Below are 17,980 nucleotides of genomic sequence, written 5' to 3'. Positions count from 1 at the left end.
TATCCGCTCCTTGAAATTAATACTTACCCCCATTACTTGTTGCTGTGTTGTTTTTTGTCAGCTTTCACCAATCATTTGGGTTCATATCAAGCAAACCAAGCCTTCACTTCATCTTGCGAAGGGTTTTTATATCCTAATTTATTTTTTTTGTTGTACCCACAAATATCCTGATGTAATTTGGTATGTTTTACTTCTTTAACATCATCTATTTTTTTGTATCCTAGTTTAATGATTACTTCAGCCCATTCTTCGGGGACGCCGATGGCTGTATATTTTTCTACTCCATCTGCCTCCACTTTTTTCTCTGGACGCATCTGAGGGAAAAGCAATACTTCCTGAATGGAATGCTGGTTTGTCATCAACATAGCCAGGCGATCAACGCCGATACCCATACCTGAGGTTGGGGGCATACCGTATTCAAGTGAGCGTACAAAATCCATATCGATAAACATGGCTTCGTCATCTCCTTTCTCCGATAATTTCAACTGATCCTGAAAACGATCTAGTTGATCAATAGGATCATTTAATTCTGAGTAAGCATTGGCCAACTCTTTACCGTTCACCATTAATTCAAAACGTTCTGTTAGTTCAGGGTTTTCACGGTGTTTCTTACACAATGGCGACATCTCCACTGGGTAGTCGGTGATAAAGGTGGGTTGAATATAGCTACCTTCACATTTTTCGCCAAATATCTCATCAATTAATTTTCCTTTTCCCATGGAAGGATCGGTTTCTACACCTAGTTCGTCGCATACTTTAAAGAGCTGTTCTTCATTCATGCCATTGATGTCAATTCCTGTATGTTCTTTGATAGAATCTATCATCGAGATACGTTTAAACGGACGTTTGAAATCAATTATATTTTCACCCACCTGCACTTTTGTTGTTCCATGTAGGGCGAGTGCTACTTTTTCTATCATCTCTTCGGTGAAATTCATCATCCACTTATAATCTTTATAAGCCACATAAATTTCCATTACCGTAAACTCCGGGTTATGGGTCCGGTCCATTCCTTCGTTTCGAAAGTCTTTCGCAAACTCATAAACACCATCAAAACCACCCACTATGAGTCTTTTTAAGTAAAGCTCATTGGCTATACGTAAGTACAGGGGTATGTTTAAAGCGTTGTGATGGGTTACAAAAGGACGCGCTGCGGCACCTCCCGGTATTGCTTGTAATATAGGTGTTTCTACCTCTACGTATCCTTTTTCATTGAAGAAGTTACGCATGGTATGTATGATCTTTGTTCTTTTTAAAAAGGTATCTTTTACTTGGTCGTTCACAATCAAGTCAACATAACGTTGACGGTAACGTGTTTCAGGATCTGTAAATGCATCATAGGTTTTTCCATCTTTTTCTTTGACGATGGGAAGCGGTTTTAGGGATTTGGTAAGTACCTTGAATTCTTTAACATAAACAGATGTCTCACCCATTTGTGTTTTAAAGACGTATCCACGCACACCAATAATGTCGCCAATATCCAATAGTTTCTTAAAAACAGTATTGTACATGGTTTTATCTTCTCCCTCACAAATATCATCGCGTCGGAAATATAATTGTATGCGGCCTTGTTTATCTTTGATTTCAGCAAACGAAGCATTACCCATAATCCTGCGGCTCATGATTCTTCCCGCCATAGTAATGTCTTTCAGCCCTTCTTCATCTTCCTCAAACTGCTTCTTGACATCTTCTGAGTAATGGGTAATTTTAAATTCTTCTGCGGGGAAAGCATTTATTCCCAATTTGTTTAATTCTTCCAGACTATTTCGTCTGATAAGTTCTTGTTCGCTTAGTTCAATGGCACTCATACCAATTATTATCGATTAATATATTTAAGTCTTCTCGCTGCAATTATGATGCTTTGAAAGCAAATAATCAGTGAGATAGCATGTGGGATTTTTCTTTAAATTTACTGAAAAATCGATGCAAAGATAATCATTACGGGTTAATATTGAAGACATAAAACAATCCAGACATTGAACTTTAACTTATTTTTTAATGTTTAAGGTTGATATTATGCCTTGTATATGTAGGCAAAGCTAACAAATTTCATAGGTATCACTGAACAATTTTTGTACTATTGTATATTATAAATATCGGTATTATACCTAGCAGATAGGCGCAAGTTATTTGGTATTAAAAATAAAGGCCTTTTAAAAAGAGAAGTGTTTGAATGATGATTTGGATTGCTTCGGGCCATATTGCTGTTTTTAAAAAAATGAAGAAATGAATATAACAAAAAGAAAGCCTGATTGGTTAAAGATACAACTCCCTAATACTGCTGATTATAAATGGATGAATCAGACGATACGGGACAATAAATTACATACCATTTGTACCAGCGGAAAATGTCCGAATGCTGCCGAATGCTGGGCTGCAGGAACGGCTACGTTTATGATTTTGGGTGATATTTGTACCAGAGCCTGTAAATTTTGTAATGTAAAAACCGGGAAACCATTGGCAGTGGATACCAAGGAGCCATTACGCATTGCTCGATCTATAAAAATAATGAAACTTAAGCATGCAGTTATTACCTCTGTTGATCGTGATGATTTGGAAGACGGTGGTGCTGGTATTTGGCACGAGACCATATTAAAAGTTAAGGAAATGAGTCCAGGTACAACGCAGGAAGTTTTGATTCCGGATTTTAATGGACTTCATCATCTTATACAAAAAGTAATTGATGCTAAGCCTGAAGTTGTTTCGCATAACTTGGAAACCACGCGTAGGATAACACCTATTATCAGAAGTAGGGCCAAATATGATATCAGTTTGGATGTGTTAAAATATATAGCTGATGCCGGCGTGGTGGCAAAAACCGGTATTATGGTGGGTATTGGTGAAACAGAGGAGGAGGTATTGGAAACGATGCGGGATGCTTATGCTGTTGGGGTTAAGGTGTTTACTATCGGACAGTATCTTCAACCAAGTAAGGAGCACTTGCCAGTTACGGAGTATGTTACACCTGAACAGTTTGCAAAATACAAAGCAGCAGGTTTAGAAATGGGCTTTAAATATGTGGAGAGTGGCCCCATGGTGCGCTCATCTTATCATGCCGAAAAACATATTAATGCTTTAAAAGATTAAATATGAATGCAAATACCATATTTGAGGACCTTGGTCTGATTGAATATAAAAAGGCCTGGGACTATCAAGAAGAGAACTTCAATGCTATCATTGACGCTAAGCTTTTTAACCGTGAAAATATTGATACACCTCGTGCTATTACACATAAATTATTGTTTTGTGAGCATCCACATGTGTACACTTTAGGTAAAAGTGGAGCAGCTAATAATTTGCTTATCAATGATGCTTTTTTAAAACAGATTAATGCCTCTTATTATAAAAGTAATCGAGGAGGAGATATTACCTACCATGGACCCGGGCAAATAGTTGGATATCCTATTTTTGATTTAGAAGAAATGGGATTAACGGTGAGGTCATATATAAATAAATTGGAAGAATCCATCATTAATTGTATAGCCGATTATGGTATAAAAGGAGAGCGCTTGGCGGGCGCAACGGGTGTTTGGATTGATAAGGATGTGCCAGGTAAAACACGTAAGATATGTGCCATTGGTGTAAAAGCTAGTCGTTTTGTGAGTATGCATGGTTTTGCGCTCAATGTAAATACCGATCTTAACTACTTTAATCATATCAATCCATGTGGATTTATCGATAAAGGGGTTACTTCTATGCAAAAGGAATTGGGCGAAAAACAAGATTTTGAAGTGGTGAAGACGAACTTATTGGGGCAACTGGAAAAAGTATTCCAATTAAATATAAATAAACAATAATCTACCCTAAACAGTTGATAGTGCTTTGTTTATCAAAGGACTTTTGGTGATTATACGGTTATATAAAAAGTAAATGACGGCATCAGGTTTTGAAAATCCATTTTTTTTGGGAAAATTTAACCTCGGAAAAAAGCCCTCATAAATAATATGGAGAAGAGATGGAATATTAAAGAAACTGGTGACAAAGAAAAGGTGGAGCACTTGTCAAAGGTTTTAAACATAGACAGGTTTCTATCAAATTTACTGGTGCAAAGAGGGGTTGAAACATTTGATGAAGCAAAGGCATTCTTTCGTCCGTCGTACGAGCATCTTCACGATCCTTTCTTGATGAAAGACATGAACAAGGCTATTGACCGGTTAGAGCAAGCGATAGAAAAGGATGAGAAGGTGGTTGTTTACGGCGATTATGACGTGGATGGAACGACTTCTGTATCGTTGGTATACTCGTTTTTAAAGCCTTACTTTAAGAATATTAGTTTTTATATACCGAACCGATACGAAGAAGGCTATGGGATATCCTATAAGGGAATAGACTATTTTGCGGAAGAAAAGTGTACGTTGGTGATTGCATTGGATTGCGGCATTAAGGCCGTGGATAAGATGATTTATGCCAAGGAAAAAGGTATTGAATTTATTATCTGTGATCATCATACCCCAGGAGATATACTGCCGGAAGCAGCTGCTTGCCTGGATCCCAAACGACCTGACTGTAATTATCCCGATGAAAACCTTTCGGGCTGTGGCGTAGGTTTTAAATTCTTGCAGGCATTTTGCAAAAGAAGAAATCTGGATCATGCTAAATTATATGACTATCTTGATTTGGTGGCGGTTAGCATTGCATCAGATATTGTACCTATTGCTGGAGAAAACAGGGTGTTAGCTCATTTTGGATTGGAGAAGTTGAATACAAATCCCAGTATGGGATTAAAGCATATTATCAAGGTGGCAGGGATGCAGGGACGGGAGATTACCATCAGCGATATAGTGTTTAAAATAGGTCCAAGGATCAATGCGGCTGGTAGAATCGATTCGGGCAATGATGCGGTTAATCTGCTTGTGAGCACCAACGAAGCAAATGCCTCAAGTATGAGCATCGACATTGACAAGTGCAACGATACCCGCAAAGGATTTGATAGAGATATCACCCAGCAAGCATTGGATTTAATAGCCAATGATGCAGATTTAAGAAACAGAAAGTCAACCGTACTATATGAGCCGCAGTGGCACAAAGGTGTGATTGGGATTGTGGCATCCCGGTTAACCGAAACCTATTATCGCCCTACTGTTATACTTACGGAATCAAAGGGCTTTGCCACTGGTTCTGCTCGATCTGTGGAAGGTTTTGATTTGTATAAGGCGATTGATGCTTGTAGCGATTTGCTCGAAAATTTTGGAGGACATATGTATGCGGCCGGTCTCACTCTAAAAATAGAAAATATTCCTGCTTTTAAGGAGCGGTTTGAACAGTATGTGGCAGAAACAATCACTCCCGATCAAATGATACCTCAAATAGAGGTAGATGAGGAAATTGGACTGAAGGATATCAATGATAAATTTTTTAGGATACTTAAACAGTTTCGTCCTTTTGGACCAGGAAACCTGAGACCTGTTTTTGTTACAAAAAGGGTATTTGATTATGGTACCAGCAAAAAAGTGGGCAAGGATCAAGACCACCTTAAGGTGGAACTCATTGAAGAAAAATCCGGTTCTATTAAGCAGGGCATTGCTTTTTCCATGGGTGATTATCTCGATAAGTTACAAACCGGGAACCCTTTTGATGTATGTTATACCATAGAAGAGAATGTATACAATGGACGTTCTACTTTACAAATGATGCTAAAGGATATGAAATTTCCTTATGCTGAGGAATATTCTGATTAATTGATAATTTGTTGGAAAAATAAAACAACAAAAATCAATTTCTTTTTGAAATAAATTATATTTGTAGCTAGTGATAGTGAGCTAATAAATGAATTACTAATTAACCGCTGTCAAAAAACGCTGATTTTACTTAAAGAGTAATACCTACACATATGAAGAATACTATAAAGTTTTGGGGTTCAGCCTCATTGTTGTTAGCCGTAATGATCGGTTTTGCATCGTGCAACAGCTCGTCCAAGAAAAGCAAACAGTCTAAACCTGCTCTTGTTGAAAAGGCCGAAGTAGAAACCAAAGTGAGAGAATTTGTTTATCCGCTTCCTACTTCTTACGAAATTGTTGAAATGCTTAACAAGATTGAAGCCGGTTATATTTTTGATTTGGCCAATAACCCAGCCAATGCCGATAAATATTCCACTGAAAAATCCATGGCACTTAACCTGGGTGTATTTGGTGGTGACCTAAGTTATGCCAGTACTTATAATCAAAAACAAGAAACTGCCAATTTTATTGAAGCCTCCAGAAAAATGTTGGAAGGACTTGATTTGATGGCGGCTGTTCGTGAAGATTTGCCTGAGCAGGTAGAAGCCAATGAAGACAATAAAGAAGCATTGGTGAAGTTGATTACCGACTCGTTTTATGATACCTACGATTTCTTACATAGAACAAATAGAGCACCCGTATCTGTGTTAATCATGTCGGGAGCTTGGGTCGAAGGGTTGTATATTGCTACGCATATTTCGGAAGAGACATTTAACAGTAAAGAGATGGTTGAAATCATCCTTAAGCAGAAAGAACCATTGCTTAAATTAATGGAAATTTTAGCTGAATATAAAGATGATCAAGGAGTTGCGGAAACAATTGCTGACTTGTCTAATATAGCCAATATCTATGCAGGTATTGAAAGTTCAGCCATCACTCAAGAGCAAATGATTCAAATTGCCGAAGAATCATTAAAAATTAGAAAGAAATTTATTGCTACCAAGTAAGCATAACAAATAAAATATCTTAAAAGCGATCAATCTTTGGTCGCTTTTTTTATAAATACCTATATATTTACAGGTATATTGTATTTTTATACCAGAAACTTCGGTTAACCAAGTATAATAATGTTATGAGTGAAACTTTACTGGATGCATTAATGAAATTATATGCTTTGCTAACTAACGTACGCAAAGAGAGTAGATTAGATAGTGCACGTAAGCTGATTGAACAGGAGTTGCTCCGCAATTTTAACAGGGAATATGTGGATCAATATCTGCAACGATTCAATTTTTACATTCAGTCTTTTCATAAATATACATACAGTCCCATCAAATCGAAGGCTGAAAAGCAATCCTCGGATAATTATAACCAGCTGAATTCAATTTGCGATGAGTTAAACAAGGAACTGGAAAGCGAATCTAAAATATGGCTTTTTGTTCAGCTCTTTGAGTTCATGCGCAAAGAGGAGAAAATTAGTACCATTGCTAATGAGATAGTGGATAAGCTATCCAATGGAATGATGATTGACCCAATGGATTATCAGTTGTTGAAATCGTTCATTCTGCAAGGTCCCATGGAGGTTAGCAATCCTGAAAAAGTGCTTATTATTAGTGGACAGGAAGAGCCCCCCATGCCCAAATTTAAACATATATATAATCCTAAACAGCAGGTGTATGTATGGGTATTACATATAAAAAGCACGCACACTTTTATTTTTAGATATTCAGGTGATAGAAACCTTTATTTAAATGGCCATAAAGTTGAAAGAAATAACTCCTACATATTGTCTGTGGGATCTGTTATTAAAACTTCGAGGATGGCGCCGGTGTATTATGGTAAAGTGGCCGAAGTTTTTGTGCAAAAAGCTGAACGCGGAAGAATAATGCTTAAAGCTCGTGATATTGTTTATAAATTCAATGATAAACAAACCGGCATTCATCCCTTTAGTTTTACAGGTAGGTCAGGACAGTTGGTGGGTATTATGGGTGGTAGCGGAACAGGCAAGTCTACCTTGCTGAATGTGCTTAATGGTAATTACAAACTCTCAGAGGGGTCCTTACATATTAACGGGCTTGATGTGCATAAACATAAGGATGCACTTAAGGGTGTTATTGGGTATGTACCGCAGGAAGACCTTTTGATTGAGGAGTTAACGGTTTTTGAAAACCTGTACTTTAACGCCCAGTTGTGCTTCAGTAATTTTAGCAAGGAAGAAATAGATGAGCTGGTAAATAATGCCATTAAGGATTTTGACCTTCTGGAAGCACGAGATCTGATTGTGGGTAATCCGCTCAATAAAATTTTAAGTGGAGGACAACGTAAGCGTTTGAATATTGCACTCGAACTAATTCGTGAACCTTCCATATTGTTTGTGGATGAGCCTACTTCCGGTCTTTCTTCTATGGATTCGGAAAAGGTAATGATCTTGCTGAAACGGCAAACGTTAAAAGGTAAACTGGTGATCATCAATATACACCAGCCTTCATCCGATCTTTATAAGTTACTGGATAAGCTGTTGATTATTGACAAAGGAGGATATATCATTTACAATGGTAATCCGATGGATGCTATTGTGTATTTTAAACAGAAGGCCCAATATGTAAATCCTGAAGACAGTGAGTGTTACCTTTGTGGTAATGTGAAGGTGGAGCAGCCTTTACGTATTATAGAAGGTCGTATGGTTAACCCCAATGGTAGGCTGATTCGTGAAAGAAAAATTAAGCCCCAGGAATGGTACGAGAACTATATTAGCGATATTGAAAGTAAATTTGATTGGAAGGAGGCAGAAAAGCCTGATAAAGTGGAAGATCTTCCTCCTAACCTTTATAATATACCCGGTAGATTAAAGCAGTTTATTATATATACCTACCGGGATAGTCTATCTAAATGGAAGGATCGTCAGTATGTGATGATTAATTTTTTAGAGGCACCTATACTTGCCTTGATCATAGGTTTCTTTACCAAGTATATCGTTGGTTCAGATGCGGATCCTAGCCTTTATATTTTTAGTCAAAACGATAATATTCCAGCCTATCTGTTTATGGCAGTGGTGGTTGCTTTATTTTTGGGTTTGAATGTAAGCGCAGAAGAAATTATAAAGGATAAGAAATTATTACAGCGCGAGAAATTCTTGAATTTAAGTAGGTTTAGCTATTTGAATAGTAAAATTACCATTCTCTTTGGAATTTCGGCCATTCAAACCCTTAGTTTGGTTCTGATTGGGAATTATATCTTGGAAATTAAAGGTCTTAATTTTAGTTATTGGTTGATATTATTTTCTACAGCCTGTTTTTCAAATATGCTGGGGCTGAATATTAGTAGTGGTTTAAAATCTGTGGTGGCTATTTATATATTGATACCATTAATTTTGGTGCCACAGCTTTTGTTAAGTGGGGTGATCGTTAATTTTGATAAGCTGCATAGTTCCATCGCTACCAAGGATTATGTACCGCGTATAGCAGATGTGATGACGTCACGCTGGGCTTATGAAGCTCTGGCCGTAAATCAGTTTGCTAACAATAAATACGAAAAATATTTTTTCGAAGATGAACAAATAATTAGTCAGGCTTCATATTATTTGGCCTTGTTGATTCCTAAGTTGAAACAGCACAACAAAATTTGTAAAGACTTTTTAAAGGCCGGTGATGTAGAAAGAGCAGAAGCCAATCATGCACTTATCATGCATGAGTTATCTAAGATTAATGATAGTAAGGTTGTGGATTTAGAAGAGGTGATGGTTGTGCAACCTTCTAATCTAAGTGAGTATTCCATCGAAAAAATGGGCAGTGTATTGGATAGTCTGGAGTCATTTTTTCAAACGCAGTATAACACTACCCGAAAACATAAGGATGATTTTTTCATGGAACTGGAAGCGCAATTAGGTGGCTCTGATAAACTTTTTGAGATGAAGCAACAATACCAGAATCGAAAATTGGCGGCTTTGTTGCTGAACAAAGGTGAATTAAAGCAGATTATCTTTAAAGATGGTGAGTATATTCAAAAGAAAGATCCGGTGCTGAGAGATGGTGCTTCGAATTGGGGAAGGGCACATTTTTTTGCGCCCAATAAAAAAATGGCAGGTATTAAGATACCTACACCTCTGTTCAATGTTCTTGTTATATGGTTAAGTACATTCTTTTTGTATATTACCTTGTATTTGGATATACTGAAACGTATTATTCGTTATTTCGAGAAATTTAGGTTGCGGCGAAGTTTTCGTGTTCATTTAAATAAAGTGTAGCTACCATCGTAGTGATGGAGTTGATGGGAAGGGTTGTTGAATTTTATGATCATTCAAGATCTGTGTTAGACAGGGATAGAAAGGTATGTGTATCAATAGCAGGTATTTAAGGTAGATTTGTAGCGTTAATGAAGTTCTGTTGGTTGGCGTTTGTTAATTTGACTTTTGTATAATTCCCATTTTTTAAAGTAATTTTGCCCACAAACAATTTAGTATATAATGAAAGTTTATTCCGATCCGGAATCATTTTCTGGCAATAATGTAACGGTAACTATTGGTATGTTTGATGGGGTGCATTTGGGGCATGCCAAGTTACTTCAACACTTGGTGCAAAAGGCAAAAGAGAATAAGGGACAATCCGCTGTTTTGTCATTTTGGCCGCATCCCAGGTTAGTGCTCAATCAAGAACCTGAATCGCTCCAGTTTATTACCACGCTGGAAGAAAAAACTAAAATAATAAGCCGTTTTGGAATTGATCACCTGATTCTCATTCCTTTTAACAAGGAATTGGCCAGCTTAACAGCTGAACGATTTATCGAGGATTTCCTTATTGATAAAATAAAAATGAGTCATTTGGTGGTGGGATATAATCATCGGTTTGGTAAGGATCGTTTGGCGGATTTTAATGTTTATACCAGTTTGAGCAAAAAGTTAAATTTTGGTATTTCGCGGGTCGACGCCGTTTATATGGAGGGAAAAGCCATTAGTTCTACCGTAATACGCCAATTACTGAATGAAGGAAAAATAGAAGAGGCCCGAAGGATGTTAGGCTATGATTATTCTATTTACGGAACCGTTACGGGAGGACAAAGATTAGGTCGTAGGTTGGGCTATCCAACAGCTAATATTAGACCCAATGAGAATTATAAATTAATACCTTCATCAGGGGTTTATGCTTGCACTATTCAAGTAATGGGTAAAAAATATGGAGGTATGTTGAACATTGGTGTACGTCCTACAGTTGATAGTAATAATGAGCTTACCATTGAAGCACATATCCTCGATTTTAATCAGGATATTTATTCTGAAGAAGTGGAAGTAACTTTTATTAAAAAGATAAGAGAGGAAAAGAAATTTGATGGTGTGGATGGTTTAATTGAACAGTTGCATAGCGATGAAGTAAATATTCGAAATATTTTGCGTTCGCTGGCGTTATAATAAGGTGTAAAACAACTGAGTTTTATTACATTTGCTCAGAAAATAAAAAACGATAATATGTCTGGAGTATTAACGGATACACTTCCTTACAAAGTGAAAGATATGGCCGAAGCAGATTTCGGTAGAAAAGAAATTGAGATTGCAGAAAAAGAAATGCCCGGTCTAATGGCTTTGCGTGAGCAATATGGCCAGCAAAAACCACTCAAGGGAGCCAAAGTAATGGGGTCGTTGCATATGACTGTTCAAACGGCTGTTTTGATTGAGACTTTGGTTGAGCTAGGTGCAGATGTGCGTTGGTGTAGTTGTAATATTTACAGTACCCAGGATCATGCCGCAGCGGCCATTGCAAAAAGCGGTGTTCCGGTATTTGCATGGAAGGGAGAAACATTGTCGGAATATTGGTGGTGTACTGAGAGAGCATTGGATTTTGGTAATGGAGAAGGGCCTGATCTTATCGTTGATGATGGTGGTGATGCTACTATGATGATACATTTGGGTCGCGAAGTGGAATTGGATAAATCAATTCTTGACAGAGATTATAGCGCCGAAGGCGAAGATTATAGAGAGCTCGTGGCTCGTCTTAAAACGGAGTTTGAAAAAAATCCTACTCGTTGGACAAAAGCAGCAGCAAAATGTAAAGGTGTGAGTGAAGAAACCACCACAGGAGTTCATCGTTTATATCAAATGATGGAAAAGGGTGAGTTGTTATTCCCAGCAATCAATGTGAATGACTCAGTTACCAAATCAAAATTTGATAATCTTTATGGATGTAGAGAGAGCTTGGCCGATGGTATCAAGCGTGGAACGGATGTAATGGTGGCTGGTAAAACGGTGCTGGTATGTGGTTATGGCGACGTGGGTAAAGGATGTGCGCAGAGTATGCGTGGTTTTGGTGCTCGTGTGCTTATTACTGAAATAGACCCAATATGTGCACTGCAAGCTGCTATGGAAGGCTTTGAGGTAACAACTACCGAAGATGCGCTTTGTGAAGCTGATATCTACGTTACAACCACAGGTAATAAAGATATCTTGACCATCGAACACATGGAGAAAATGAAGGATCAGGCTATTGTTTGTAATATTGGTCACTTCGATAACGAAATTCAGGTTGAGAAACTGGAAAATTATCCAGGTATCAAAGAGAAAAATATTAAACCTCAGGTAGATATGTTTGAGTTTCCTGATGGACACGCTATTATCCTACTCTCAAGAGGTCGTTTGGTGAATCTGGGTAATGCAACAGGGCATCCTAGCTTTGTAATGAGTAACTCATTTACCAATCAAACATTGGCTCAATTAGAGCTTTGGCAAAAAGATTATAAAGTGGGTGTTTACACCTTGCCTAAACGTTTGGATGAGGAGGTAGCTCGTTTACACCTTGGTAAATTGGGGGTTAAGTTAACTCAACTAACAAAAGAACAAGCAGACTATATTGGTGTGCCACAGGAAGGACCTTTTAAGCCTGATCATTATAGATATTAATATCAGAATCTGTAAGTTATTAAAAATGGCCAGTGATCTCTCACTGGCCATTTTTGTAGTGTGCCTGCATGGTAACTAACTAGATGATGCAAGTTCATTAGGTGGGTTTGTAGTAGCCATCCATTAGCCAACGGCAAGGGTGCTTACCGTGAGGTATAATCTGAAGGAAGCCCAGTCATAAATGGACCGAATCACAGAAAGAACGAGCCAATATCTTATTCAATGTGTATCCAGACATAGAATATAACATATGATTTATCACATCATCTGTATTTTATTTACAGCCGAAATATTACTAAACCCGTTGTCATGACTCATCTGGCAAAATGGTTTAATCAAATAGAATTAACAGATATAGATTCTTTTCAAATCCTCAGAAGAACCTTTGAGAATCATTATCAGAACATCATTAATTTCTTCGATAACAGAAGTACCAATGCTGCAGCAGAATCTTTCCATGCAAAAGTAAAGGATTTCAGAAGACAATTTAGAGGTATTAAAATGATTGGACATTCTGTTTTATTCGGACACCCATTCCGGTTTTATCCGGACACTTTTTAGGTCTGCGATTTTTTCAAAAATAGGTATTATTTTTTTAACGTTTTGCTATCATTTTTCTCATTGATTCGCCTTGCATTTCGATACGGTATGACCCGTTAACCAACCTATCCATTACTGCATCGGCAACCACGGGGTCACCTATGGATTCAAACCACTGTTTTAAAGGAACTTGAGATGTTACCATTGTTGGTTTTAGGTTATGTCTGTCGTCAATAATTTCAAGCAACATATTTCTTGAGCCGGTGTCCAAAGCTTTGAGGCCAAAATCATCTATAATAAGTAAATCACATTTAAGTATTTTCTTTATTTCTCTGGGGTAACTACCATCTGCCTTGGCATACATCAACTTGTCAAAAAGCTTGTTGGCCGTTACATAAAGAGTACTCATCCCATTGGTGCAGGCATGATATTCCAGGGCGCACGCAACAAAGGACTTGCCCACGCCCGTAGATCCCGTTAATAGGATGTCGCGGCCTTTTTCTACCCATTGGCACATCTGGAGTTTTACCAAAAGATTTTTGTCCAGGTTCCTGTGGGTATTAAAATCAACCTGATCTATTGATGCGCTTTGTTTCAGGTTGGCCATTTTAATATAGCGTTCGAGCTTTCTATTGTACCGTTCGTCATACTCCGCATCGATTAATATAGCGAGCAGTTCGTCGAAGGTTAGACCTTGACTGCTGCCTGATTCGAACACTTGGTTGTACGCTCTTTCTATACCGTACAACTTCATTTGCTTTACTTTTTCAATAGTTTGTGCGTTCATCTTTTTTAGTTTAATATGTCCAGTCTTCTGGTTTCGTTATCATCCATAATTCTTCGTATCTCCTCCTCGGCATCAAGGTTAAAGGTTTTATATTTCAGTGTGTTGCGGATAAATTTGCAGGTGTAAACTTTCATCTCCAGAGCCTTTTTGCATGCCCTTCCAAAATCTTCGGGTGCGTGTTTCTTACTTTCCGATAGTATGCCCATACATGCTGAGAAGGCCTGTTCTGGGTGTGCTTTGCTTTCTATTAGTTCCTTGATGAAGGATTCCGTTTGGGGTGATACCTTGGCAGCCCAGCGGATAAAACGGTCGGCATCCCATTCCGACACGAATTTGTGTTGGGATGGCCTATGTTCCCCGTCTGTGGTATACCCGTAACGGTGCGGGTTACGTTGGTGTATGGCCACACGTACGTTGTTATAGCTTACCTCCACCACACGGCTGTTGTAACTGAGTTGTACTTTTTTCCCCGTCAACTGGAAGGGCACGCTATAATAGTGACGATCTTCCCTCAGGTATACATGGTGGTTGTATTGCACTTTGACAATGGCAAAAGCACGCAGGTCGTAAAACGACACGGGCAAGGGCTGCAGCTCCTCCTTTTCAACAGTATCGAACAAATACTCGCGGGAGTAGTCCTTGCCCTGAAAAGGCATCCCGTTGTGCTTATCAAGCTCTTCCCACATGGCATGGTTGCACTCTTCCAGCGAAAAGAACGGTACGTTGCGTAAGGGTGCAAAAATTCGGGTATATGCTGTTTTTACAAAGTTCTCGGCCAAGGATTTGTCCTTGGGGTGCAAGGCCCTGGCAGGCAAGATAACCGTGCTGTAATAGTCGCCAAAGTCTTTGTAGGTCGCATTAATCTGAGGCTCGTACCGATCGGCCTTCACAACTGCCGACTTGAGACAGTCGGGCACGATGCAGCGCGGAACGCCCCGAAAGAACCGCAATGCATTCTCGTTGACCTTTATCCAATCCGCCTTTTTCTGACTCTCGACGGCTTCTATGTAAGCTTTTTGGCTGCTGCCCAGAACACCAACAAAGACCTCTGCCTCCCTAATTTCACCAGTTGCGGCATCTATAATCTTCTGCTTTACCCCGGTAAAATCGACATATAGTTTGTCGCCTGCCTTGTGTTCCATGTGCATCCCCACTTTCTGCTTCTTGGCCCATTGTTGATAATGGAAACAAAATTGGGAGTAACTGTACGATTTTTCACGTGCTGCAAAAAGCTCCTGCCACAGAAGCTGTAGAGTAACACCCGGACGTAAGAGTTCTTTTTCTATATATCCGAAGAGGGAAATCAAATGGGCATAACGTTCGTTTGCCTGCTTTCCGTTGGGTCCGGTTATGGCCTATAGTAATACACTGTCGGTCAGCTTCGACATTTTATCCAGTTCTATCCCGCTCGTTTTGAAGCCGCTGACATACTCGCTGGCACTGCTCTTGCTCATGCCGGCAATCTTGGCTGCCTGACGTGAACTATGGCCTTGGCCAATAACTAGATGCAATAATTCGCGTACTTTTTTCATGTCTGTTTTTTTCATCGCTTTCCCTTTTTTGGAAAAGCAAGATAAACAGACCTAAATCAATGTCCGGATGTTTCCGGAACGACTGTCCGAATGTTTCCAGAATGAGTGTCCGAATAATTCCGGAATGCCTGTCCGGATGTTTTCAGAATGGGTGTCCGAATACTTCCAGAATATGCACATATGGATATGCCTCTTGAAAAAAAATAATTATTTATTTGTTTTAGTCTTAGAATACGGGGGGGGTTACAACCAGCCATTCTTTATTATTTTTCTATAATAATATATTATATAAAATCCATGCAAGAACAATAGTAAAAAGAATCTGACTATGTTTTTATCTTTGTTCTTCCAAACAATTATACACTTTATTAATAAGATAAATAATAACAACAAGGAAACACCTCTAAGTGAAATTGCTAGAGGGCTATAGAATACAGGTTTAATTATATCTACATCACTTAATATTGATGAAGATACAAGCATAACCAATGTCAAAATTGTAGATACATAACATATATTAAAAAATATCAATCTTCTTTTCATACTAAAATTAATTTATTCTTCTTTCTTTTCTTCTTCAGTACTTTCTTGTACAGACAAATTTATTCCTATTCCAGCTCCATAAAATGCATTAACTTCAGGATTTAACCCAAGAGCTGCCTTATATCCCTCTCCTTCTTTTTCCGTCCCAGTATAGATCCCAACAGTACCTTCTCCGACATCTTTGAAATCTTCATCTTCTATTTTATCTGCGTCTGAAACAAATTCACCTTCTTTAAAATTAAAACCAATTTTCACTTCGCCTCCTGTTTCCTTTTCCGTTGTTTCTCCACCTCCAACAACTCCACCTGCTGTTAATTCATCACCTCCTTTTTCTCTTTGCAAACCAGCTCCTCCTATAGTAAACTCTTTTGTAACTGCATCAAATGAAATATTAATTGACACTTCGTACTCTTTAGCACCTTGGAAGCTATACTTAATTCCTAATGCTTTTATTCCAATTCCAACAAAACCAGAATTAAACTTTAGATGGCCTTGTAATTTATATTTCTCTTCTCCATTAGGATCTACAAAAAGAATAGGATTATTCCCTGCATAAATAAATGGTGATTCGTGAAAATATTTTTCTGCTTTAGGATCTATCACGTGCCACCTCCCCAAACTCGGGTCATAGAACCTAGCTCCATAATCGTAACTATTTAGGCCAGCTTTTCACTACTTTTTCAAGCTCTTACCACCTCCAAAACTGCATCTCAAAGAATGTCCAACGCCACCAAAAATAGTATCTTTTTTCTTTTAATTGAGGTTTTTAATTGAAGATTATGTTTTCATATATTCAGTTAAAAGAAAAAACAATGTGCTGCTTGTGGGTCGGACAAAAAATAAAATAGAAGGGTTGGCGCAGGGGAAGGACAGAGGGATTCCGAGGCATTTCGGAAGGCTGGGTTTTATTTGCGGGGAAGTGGATTGAATCCTTTATTTATGGCCGTAGTGTCCCCAGGTACTTAATACATGAACTGTAATTTTCTCTTCTTCAATCGAGTATACCAAACGGTGTTTACCATTGATTCTTCTGGAATATATTCCTGTTAGACTATGTTTTAACGGCTTAGGTTGACCAGTTCCTATAAGGGGTGCTCCATCAGTTCTTTAAGTAAGTTGTCCATTTTTCTCAAAACAGCCTTGTCGCCTACCTTTCTATGCTTTTTGATATCTGCCAATGCCGTTTTCGTAAACTCTAAAACATAACTCATAGTCCTAATAAATCGCTTATTCCCTCAGGTGTTGTAACTTGTTTTACTTTACCCTGTTTTACTTCTTCTATGCTTTGTTTTATTTTCTGCAGCATTTCTGCATTAAAATAAATATCATCCTCATTGACTGGCGTTAAAGCATAAGACTTATCTTTTCCTCTTTGAACTATAATTTGTTCTCCGCTGTCAGCTCTCTCAAAATACTTTTTTTGATTTTGCCTAAATTCTCTACTACTGATTACTAACATGATATTTCGTTTTGATGTGTACCAACATGGTACAAAGTTAGTAATTATTACGCATATTACATTCATAATGTTTAGGTTATTTGGACTTCCTTTTCAAATCATTTTCTCTTATAAATTTCTGCAAACGTCTTATTTATTCTGCTCTTTCTTTGCTAATCATTATTTCATGGGCATTACCATCCAGTGTTATGGTGGCTTTTACTGCTTTCTATTCCATATATTTTACCTTCTTTGAGTTTTAGGTGGTTTGGTTCAAGTTGTTTTATATACCCACCCCCCGATTTTAAATGTTTTTCAAGAAGCTCTCTAAAAATACCCATCTCTGAAAACCGACCTTCAGGAGCTTGTTAAATTATTAAAGGAAGAACCTGATTCAGGTATCCATTTAGGACAAGCATACATGATTGACTATAACCTCTAAAGGCAAAGGAAAATCTGGGGGTGCAAGGGTAATCACTTATTTGATTAGTGAGGACAACAAAGTTTACCTTACATACATTTACGACAAGAGCCAGCTCGAAAACATTACCAAAGAACAAATTATTGAACTGCTTAAAAAAGCAGGTTTTGTTTTATAAT

The 17,980-nt window shown here is 38.1% G+C and carries 15 protein-coding genes and 1 pseudogene; 9 read left to right on the top strand and 7 right to left on the bottom strand.

All coding sequences use genetic code 11. The annotated features are described in order from the left end of the window. Nucleotides 1-86 precede the first annotated feature (86 nt). Entirely contained in the window at nucleotides 87-1,808 is a 1,722-nt protein-coding gene (gene lysS / locus CYTFE_RS0117700; RefSeq protein ID WP_027472894.1) for a lysine--tRNA ligase, read from the bottom strand. Nucleotides 1,809-2,226: 418 nt separating this feature from the next. Between lysS and lipA the strand changes: the two genes are divergently transcribed. The 8 genes from lipA (at nucleotide 2,227) to CYTFE_RS27115 (ending at nucleotide 13,101) form a co-directional block, all read left to right on the top strand. Further along, a complete protein-coding gene (gene lipA, locus CYTFE_RS0117695) occupies nucleotides 2,227-3,087 on the top strand; it encodes a lipoyl synthase (protein ID WP_027472893.1) in 861 nt (286 codons plus the stop codon). Nucleotides 3,088-3,089: 2 nt separating this feature from the next. Next, the gene (gene lipB / locus CYTFE_RS0117690) at nucleotides 3,090-3,797 is read left to right on the top strand and encodes a lipoyl(octanoyl) transferase LipB (protein WP_027472892.1); all 708 of its coding nucleotides are present in this window, start codon (nucleotides 3,090-3,092) and stop codon (nucleotides 3,795-3,797) included. Between the two features lie 147 nt (nucleotides 3,798-3,944). Further along, nucleotides 3,945-5,678, top strand: a complete 1,734-nt coding sequence (gene recJ, locus CYTFE_RS0117685) for a single-stranded-DNA-specific exonuclease RecJ (RefSeq protein WP_027472891.1) — start codon at nucleotides 3,945-3,947, stop codon at nucleotides 5,676-5,678. A gap of 152 nt (nucleotides 5,679-5,830) precedes the next feature. Then, nucleotides 5,831-6,664, top strand: a complete 834-nt coding sequence (locus CYTFE_RS0117680; protein ID WP_027472890.1) for a hypothetical protein — start codon at nucleotides 5,831-5,833, stop codon at nucleotides 6,662-6,664. A 125-nt stretch (nucleotides 6,665-6,789) separates the two neighbouring features. Beyond that, nucleotides 6,790-9,900 carry an ATP-binding cassette domain-containing protein gene (locus CYTFE_RS0117675; RefSeq protein WP_027472889.1) on the top strand — a complete coding sequence of 1,037 codons (3,111 nt, stop codon included), beginning with the start codon at nucleotides 6,790-6,792 and terminating at the stop codon, nucleotides 9,898-9,900. A 219-nt stretch (nucleotides 9,901-10,119) separates the two neighbouring features. Further along, a complete protein-coding gene (locus CYTFE_RS0117670) occupies nucleotides 10,120-11,058 on the top strand; it encodes a bifunctional riboflavin kinase/FAD synthetase (RefSeq protein ID WP_044212047.1) in 939 nt (312 codons plus the stop codon). 57 nt (nucleotides 11,059-11,115) lie between these two features. Beyond that, nucleotides 11,116-12,540: an adenosylhomocysteinase gene (gene ahcY, locus CYTFE_RS0117665; protein WP_027472887.1), complete on the top strand. Its 1,425-nt coding sequence runs from the start codon at nucleotides 11,116-11,118 to the stop codon at nucleotides 12,538-12,540. A 243-nt stretch (nucleotides 12,541-12,783) separates the two neighbouring features. Then, a complete protein-coding gene (locus CYTFE_RS27115) occupies nucleotides 12,784-13,101 on the top strand; it encodes a transposase (RefSeq protein ID WP_081736028.1) in 318 nt (105 codons plus the stop codon). 34 nt (nucleotides 13,102-13,135) lie between these two features. Here the strand turns inward: CYTFE_RS27115 and istB are convergent, their stop codons facing one another. The 6 genes and pseudogenes from istB to CYTFE_RS0117635 all read right to left on the bottom strand — a co-directional run bounded on the left by istB (nucleotide 13,136) and on the right by CYTFE_RS0117635 (nucleotide 17,401). Continuing rightward, nucleotides 13,136-13,867, bottom strand: a complete 732-nt coding sequence (istB, locus tag CYTFE_RS0117655; protein ID WP_027472885.1) for an IS21-like element helper ATPase IstB — start codon at nucleotides 13,865-13,867, stop codon at nucleotides 13,136-13,138. Between the two features lie 5 nt (nucleotides 13,868-13,872). After that, nucleotides 13,873-15,174: an IS21 family transposase gene (istA, locus tag CYTFE_RS27110; RefSeq protein WP_162150095.1), complete on the bottom strand. Its 1,302-nt coding sequence runs from the start codon at nucleotides 15,172-15,174 to the stop codon at nucleotides 13,873-13,875. A gap of 48 nt (nucleotides 15,175-15,222) precedes the next feature. Beyond that, complete coding sequence (locus tag CYTFE_RS28965) at nucleotides 15,223-15,414, bottom strand: hypothetical protein (RefSeq protein WP_052343274.1); 192 nt, start codon at nucleotides 15,412-15,414, stop codon at nucleotides 15,223-15,225. 540 nt (nucleotides 15,415-15,954) lie between these two features. Next, a pseudogene (locus CYTFE_RS0117645) lies at nucleotides 15,955-16,590 on the bottom strand (RHS repeat-associated core domain-containing protein); the annotation flags it as partial. 285 nt (nucleotides 16,591-16,875) lie between these two features. Beyond that, nucleotides 16,876-16,983, bottom strand: coding sequence for a type II toxin-antitoxin system YoeB family toxin (locus CYTFE_RS32010; protein ID WP_407689946.1), 108 nt, complete (start codon nucleotides 16,981-16,983; stop codon nucleotides 16,876-16,878). A 166-nt stretch (nucleotides 16,984-17,149) separates the two neighbouring features. Further along, nucleotides 17,150-17,401, bottom strand: a complete 252-nt coding sequence (locus CYTFE_RS0117635; protein WP_027472883.1) for a prevent-host-death protein — start codon at nucleotides 17,399-17,401, stop codon at nucleotides 17,150-17,152. A 404-nt stretch (nucleotides 17,402-17,805) separates the two neighbouring features. On the opposite strand from CYTFE_RS0117635, the gene CYTFE_RS32005 reads away from it, so the two are divergent. After that, a complete protein-coding gene (locus CYTFE_RS32005) occupies nucleotides 17,806-17,979 on the top strand; it encodes a type II toxin-antitoxin system RelE/ParE family toxin (protein WP_152541897.1) in 174 nt (57 codons plus the stop codon). Nucleotide 17,980: the final 1 nt, after the last annotated feature.

This window comes from Saccharicrinis fermentans DSM 9555 = JCM 21142, from assembly GCF_000517085.1.
Classification (GTDB): Bacteria; Bacteroidota; Bacteroidia; order Bacteroidales; family Marinilabiliaceae; genus Saccharicrinis; species Saccharicrinis fermentans.
This window is presented reverse-complemented; position numbering and strand designations above follow the sequence as displayed.

Excerpts from the sequence above, each read along its gene's own strand:
- ahcY (WP_027472887.1), top strand. The coding sequence starts at position 11,116 with ATGTCTGGAGTATTAACGGATACACTTCCTTACAAAGTGAAAGATATG.
- CYTFE_RS0117675 (WP_027472889.1), top strand. The coding sequence starts at position 6,790 with ATGAGTGAAACTTTACTGGATGCATTAATGAAATTATATGCTTTGCTA.
- istB (WP_027472885.1), bottom strand. The coding sequence starts at position 13,867 with ATGAACGCACAAACTATTGAAAAAGTAAAGCAAATGAAGTTGTACGGT.
- lipA (WP_027472893.1), top strand. The coding sequence starts at position 2,227 with ATGAATATAACAAAAAGAAAGCCTGATTGGTTAAAGATACAACTCCCT.
- CYTFE_RS0117680 (WP_027472890.1), top strand. The coding sequence starts at position 5,831 with ATGAAGAATACTATAAAGTTTTGGGGTTCAGCCTCATTGTTGTTAGCC.
- CYTFE_RS0117635 (WP_027472883.1), bottom strand. The coding sequence starts at position 17,401 with ATGTTAGTAATCAGTAGTAGAGAATTTAGGCAAAATCAAAAAAAGTAT.
- lysS (WP_027472894.1), bottom strand. The coding sequence starts at position 1,808 with ATGAGTGCCATTGAACTAAGCGAACAAGAACTTATCAGACGAAATAGT.
- CYTFE_RS28965 (WP_052343274.1), bottom strand. The coding sequence starts at position 15,414 with ATGAAAAAAACAGACATGAAAAAAGTACGCGAATTATTGCATCTAGTT.
- lipB (WP_027472892.1), top strand. The coding sequence starts at position 3,090 with ATGAATGCAAATACCATATTTGAGGACCTTGGTCTGATTGAATATAAA.
- CYTFE_RS0117670 (WP_044212047.1), top strand. The coding sequence starts at position 10,120 with ATGAAAGTTTATTCCGATCCGGAATCATTTTCTGGCAATAATGTAACG.
- recJ (WP_027472891.1), top strand. The coding sequence starts at position 3,945 with ATGGAGAAGAGATGGAATATTAAAGAAACTGGTGACAAAGAAAAGGTG.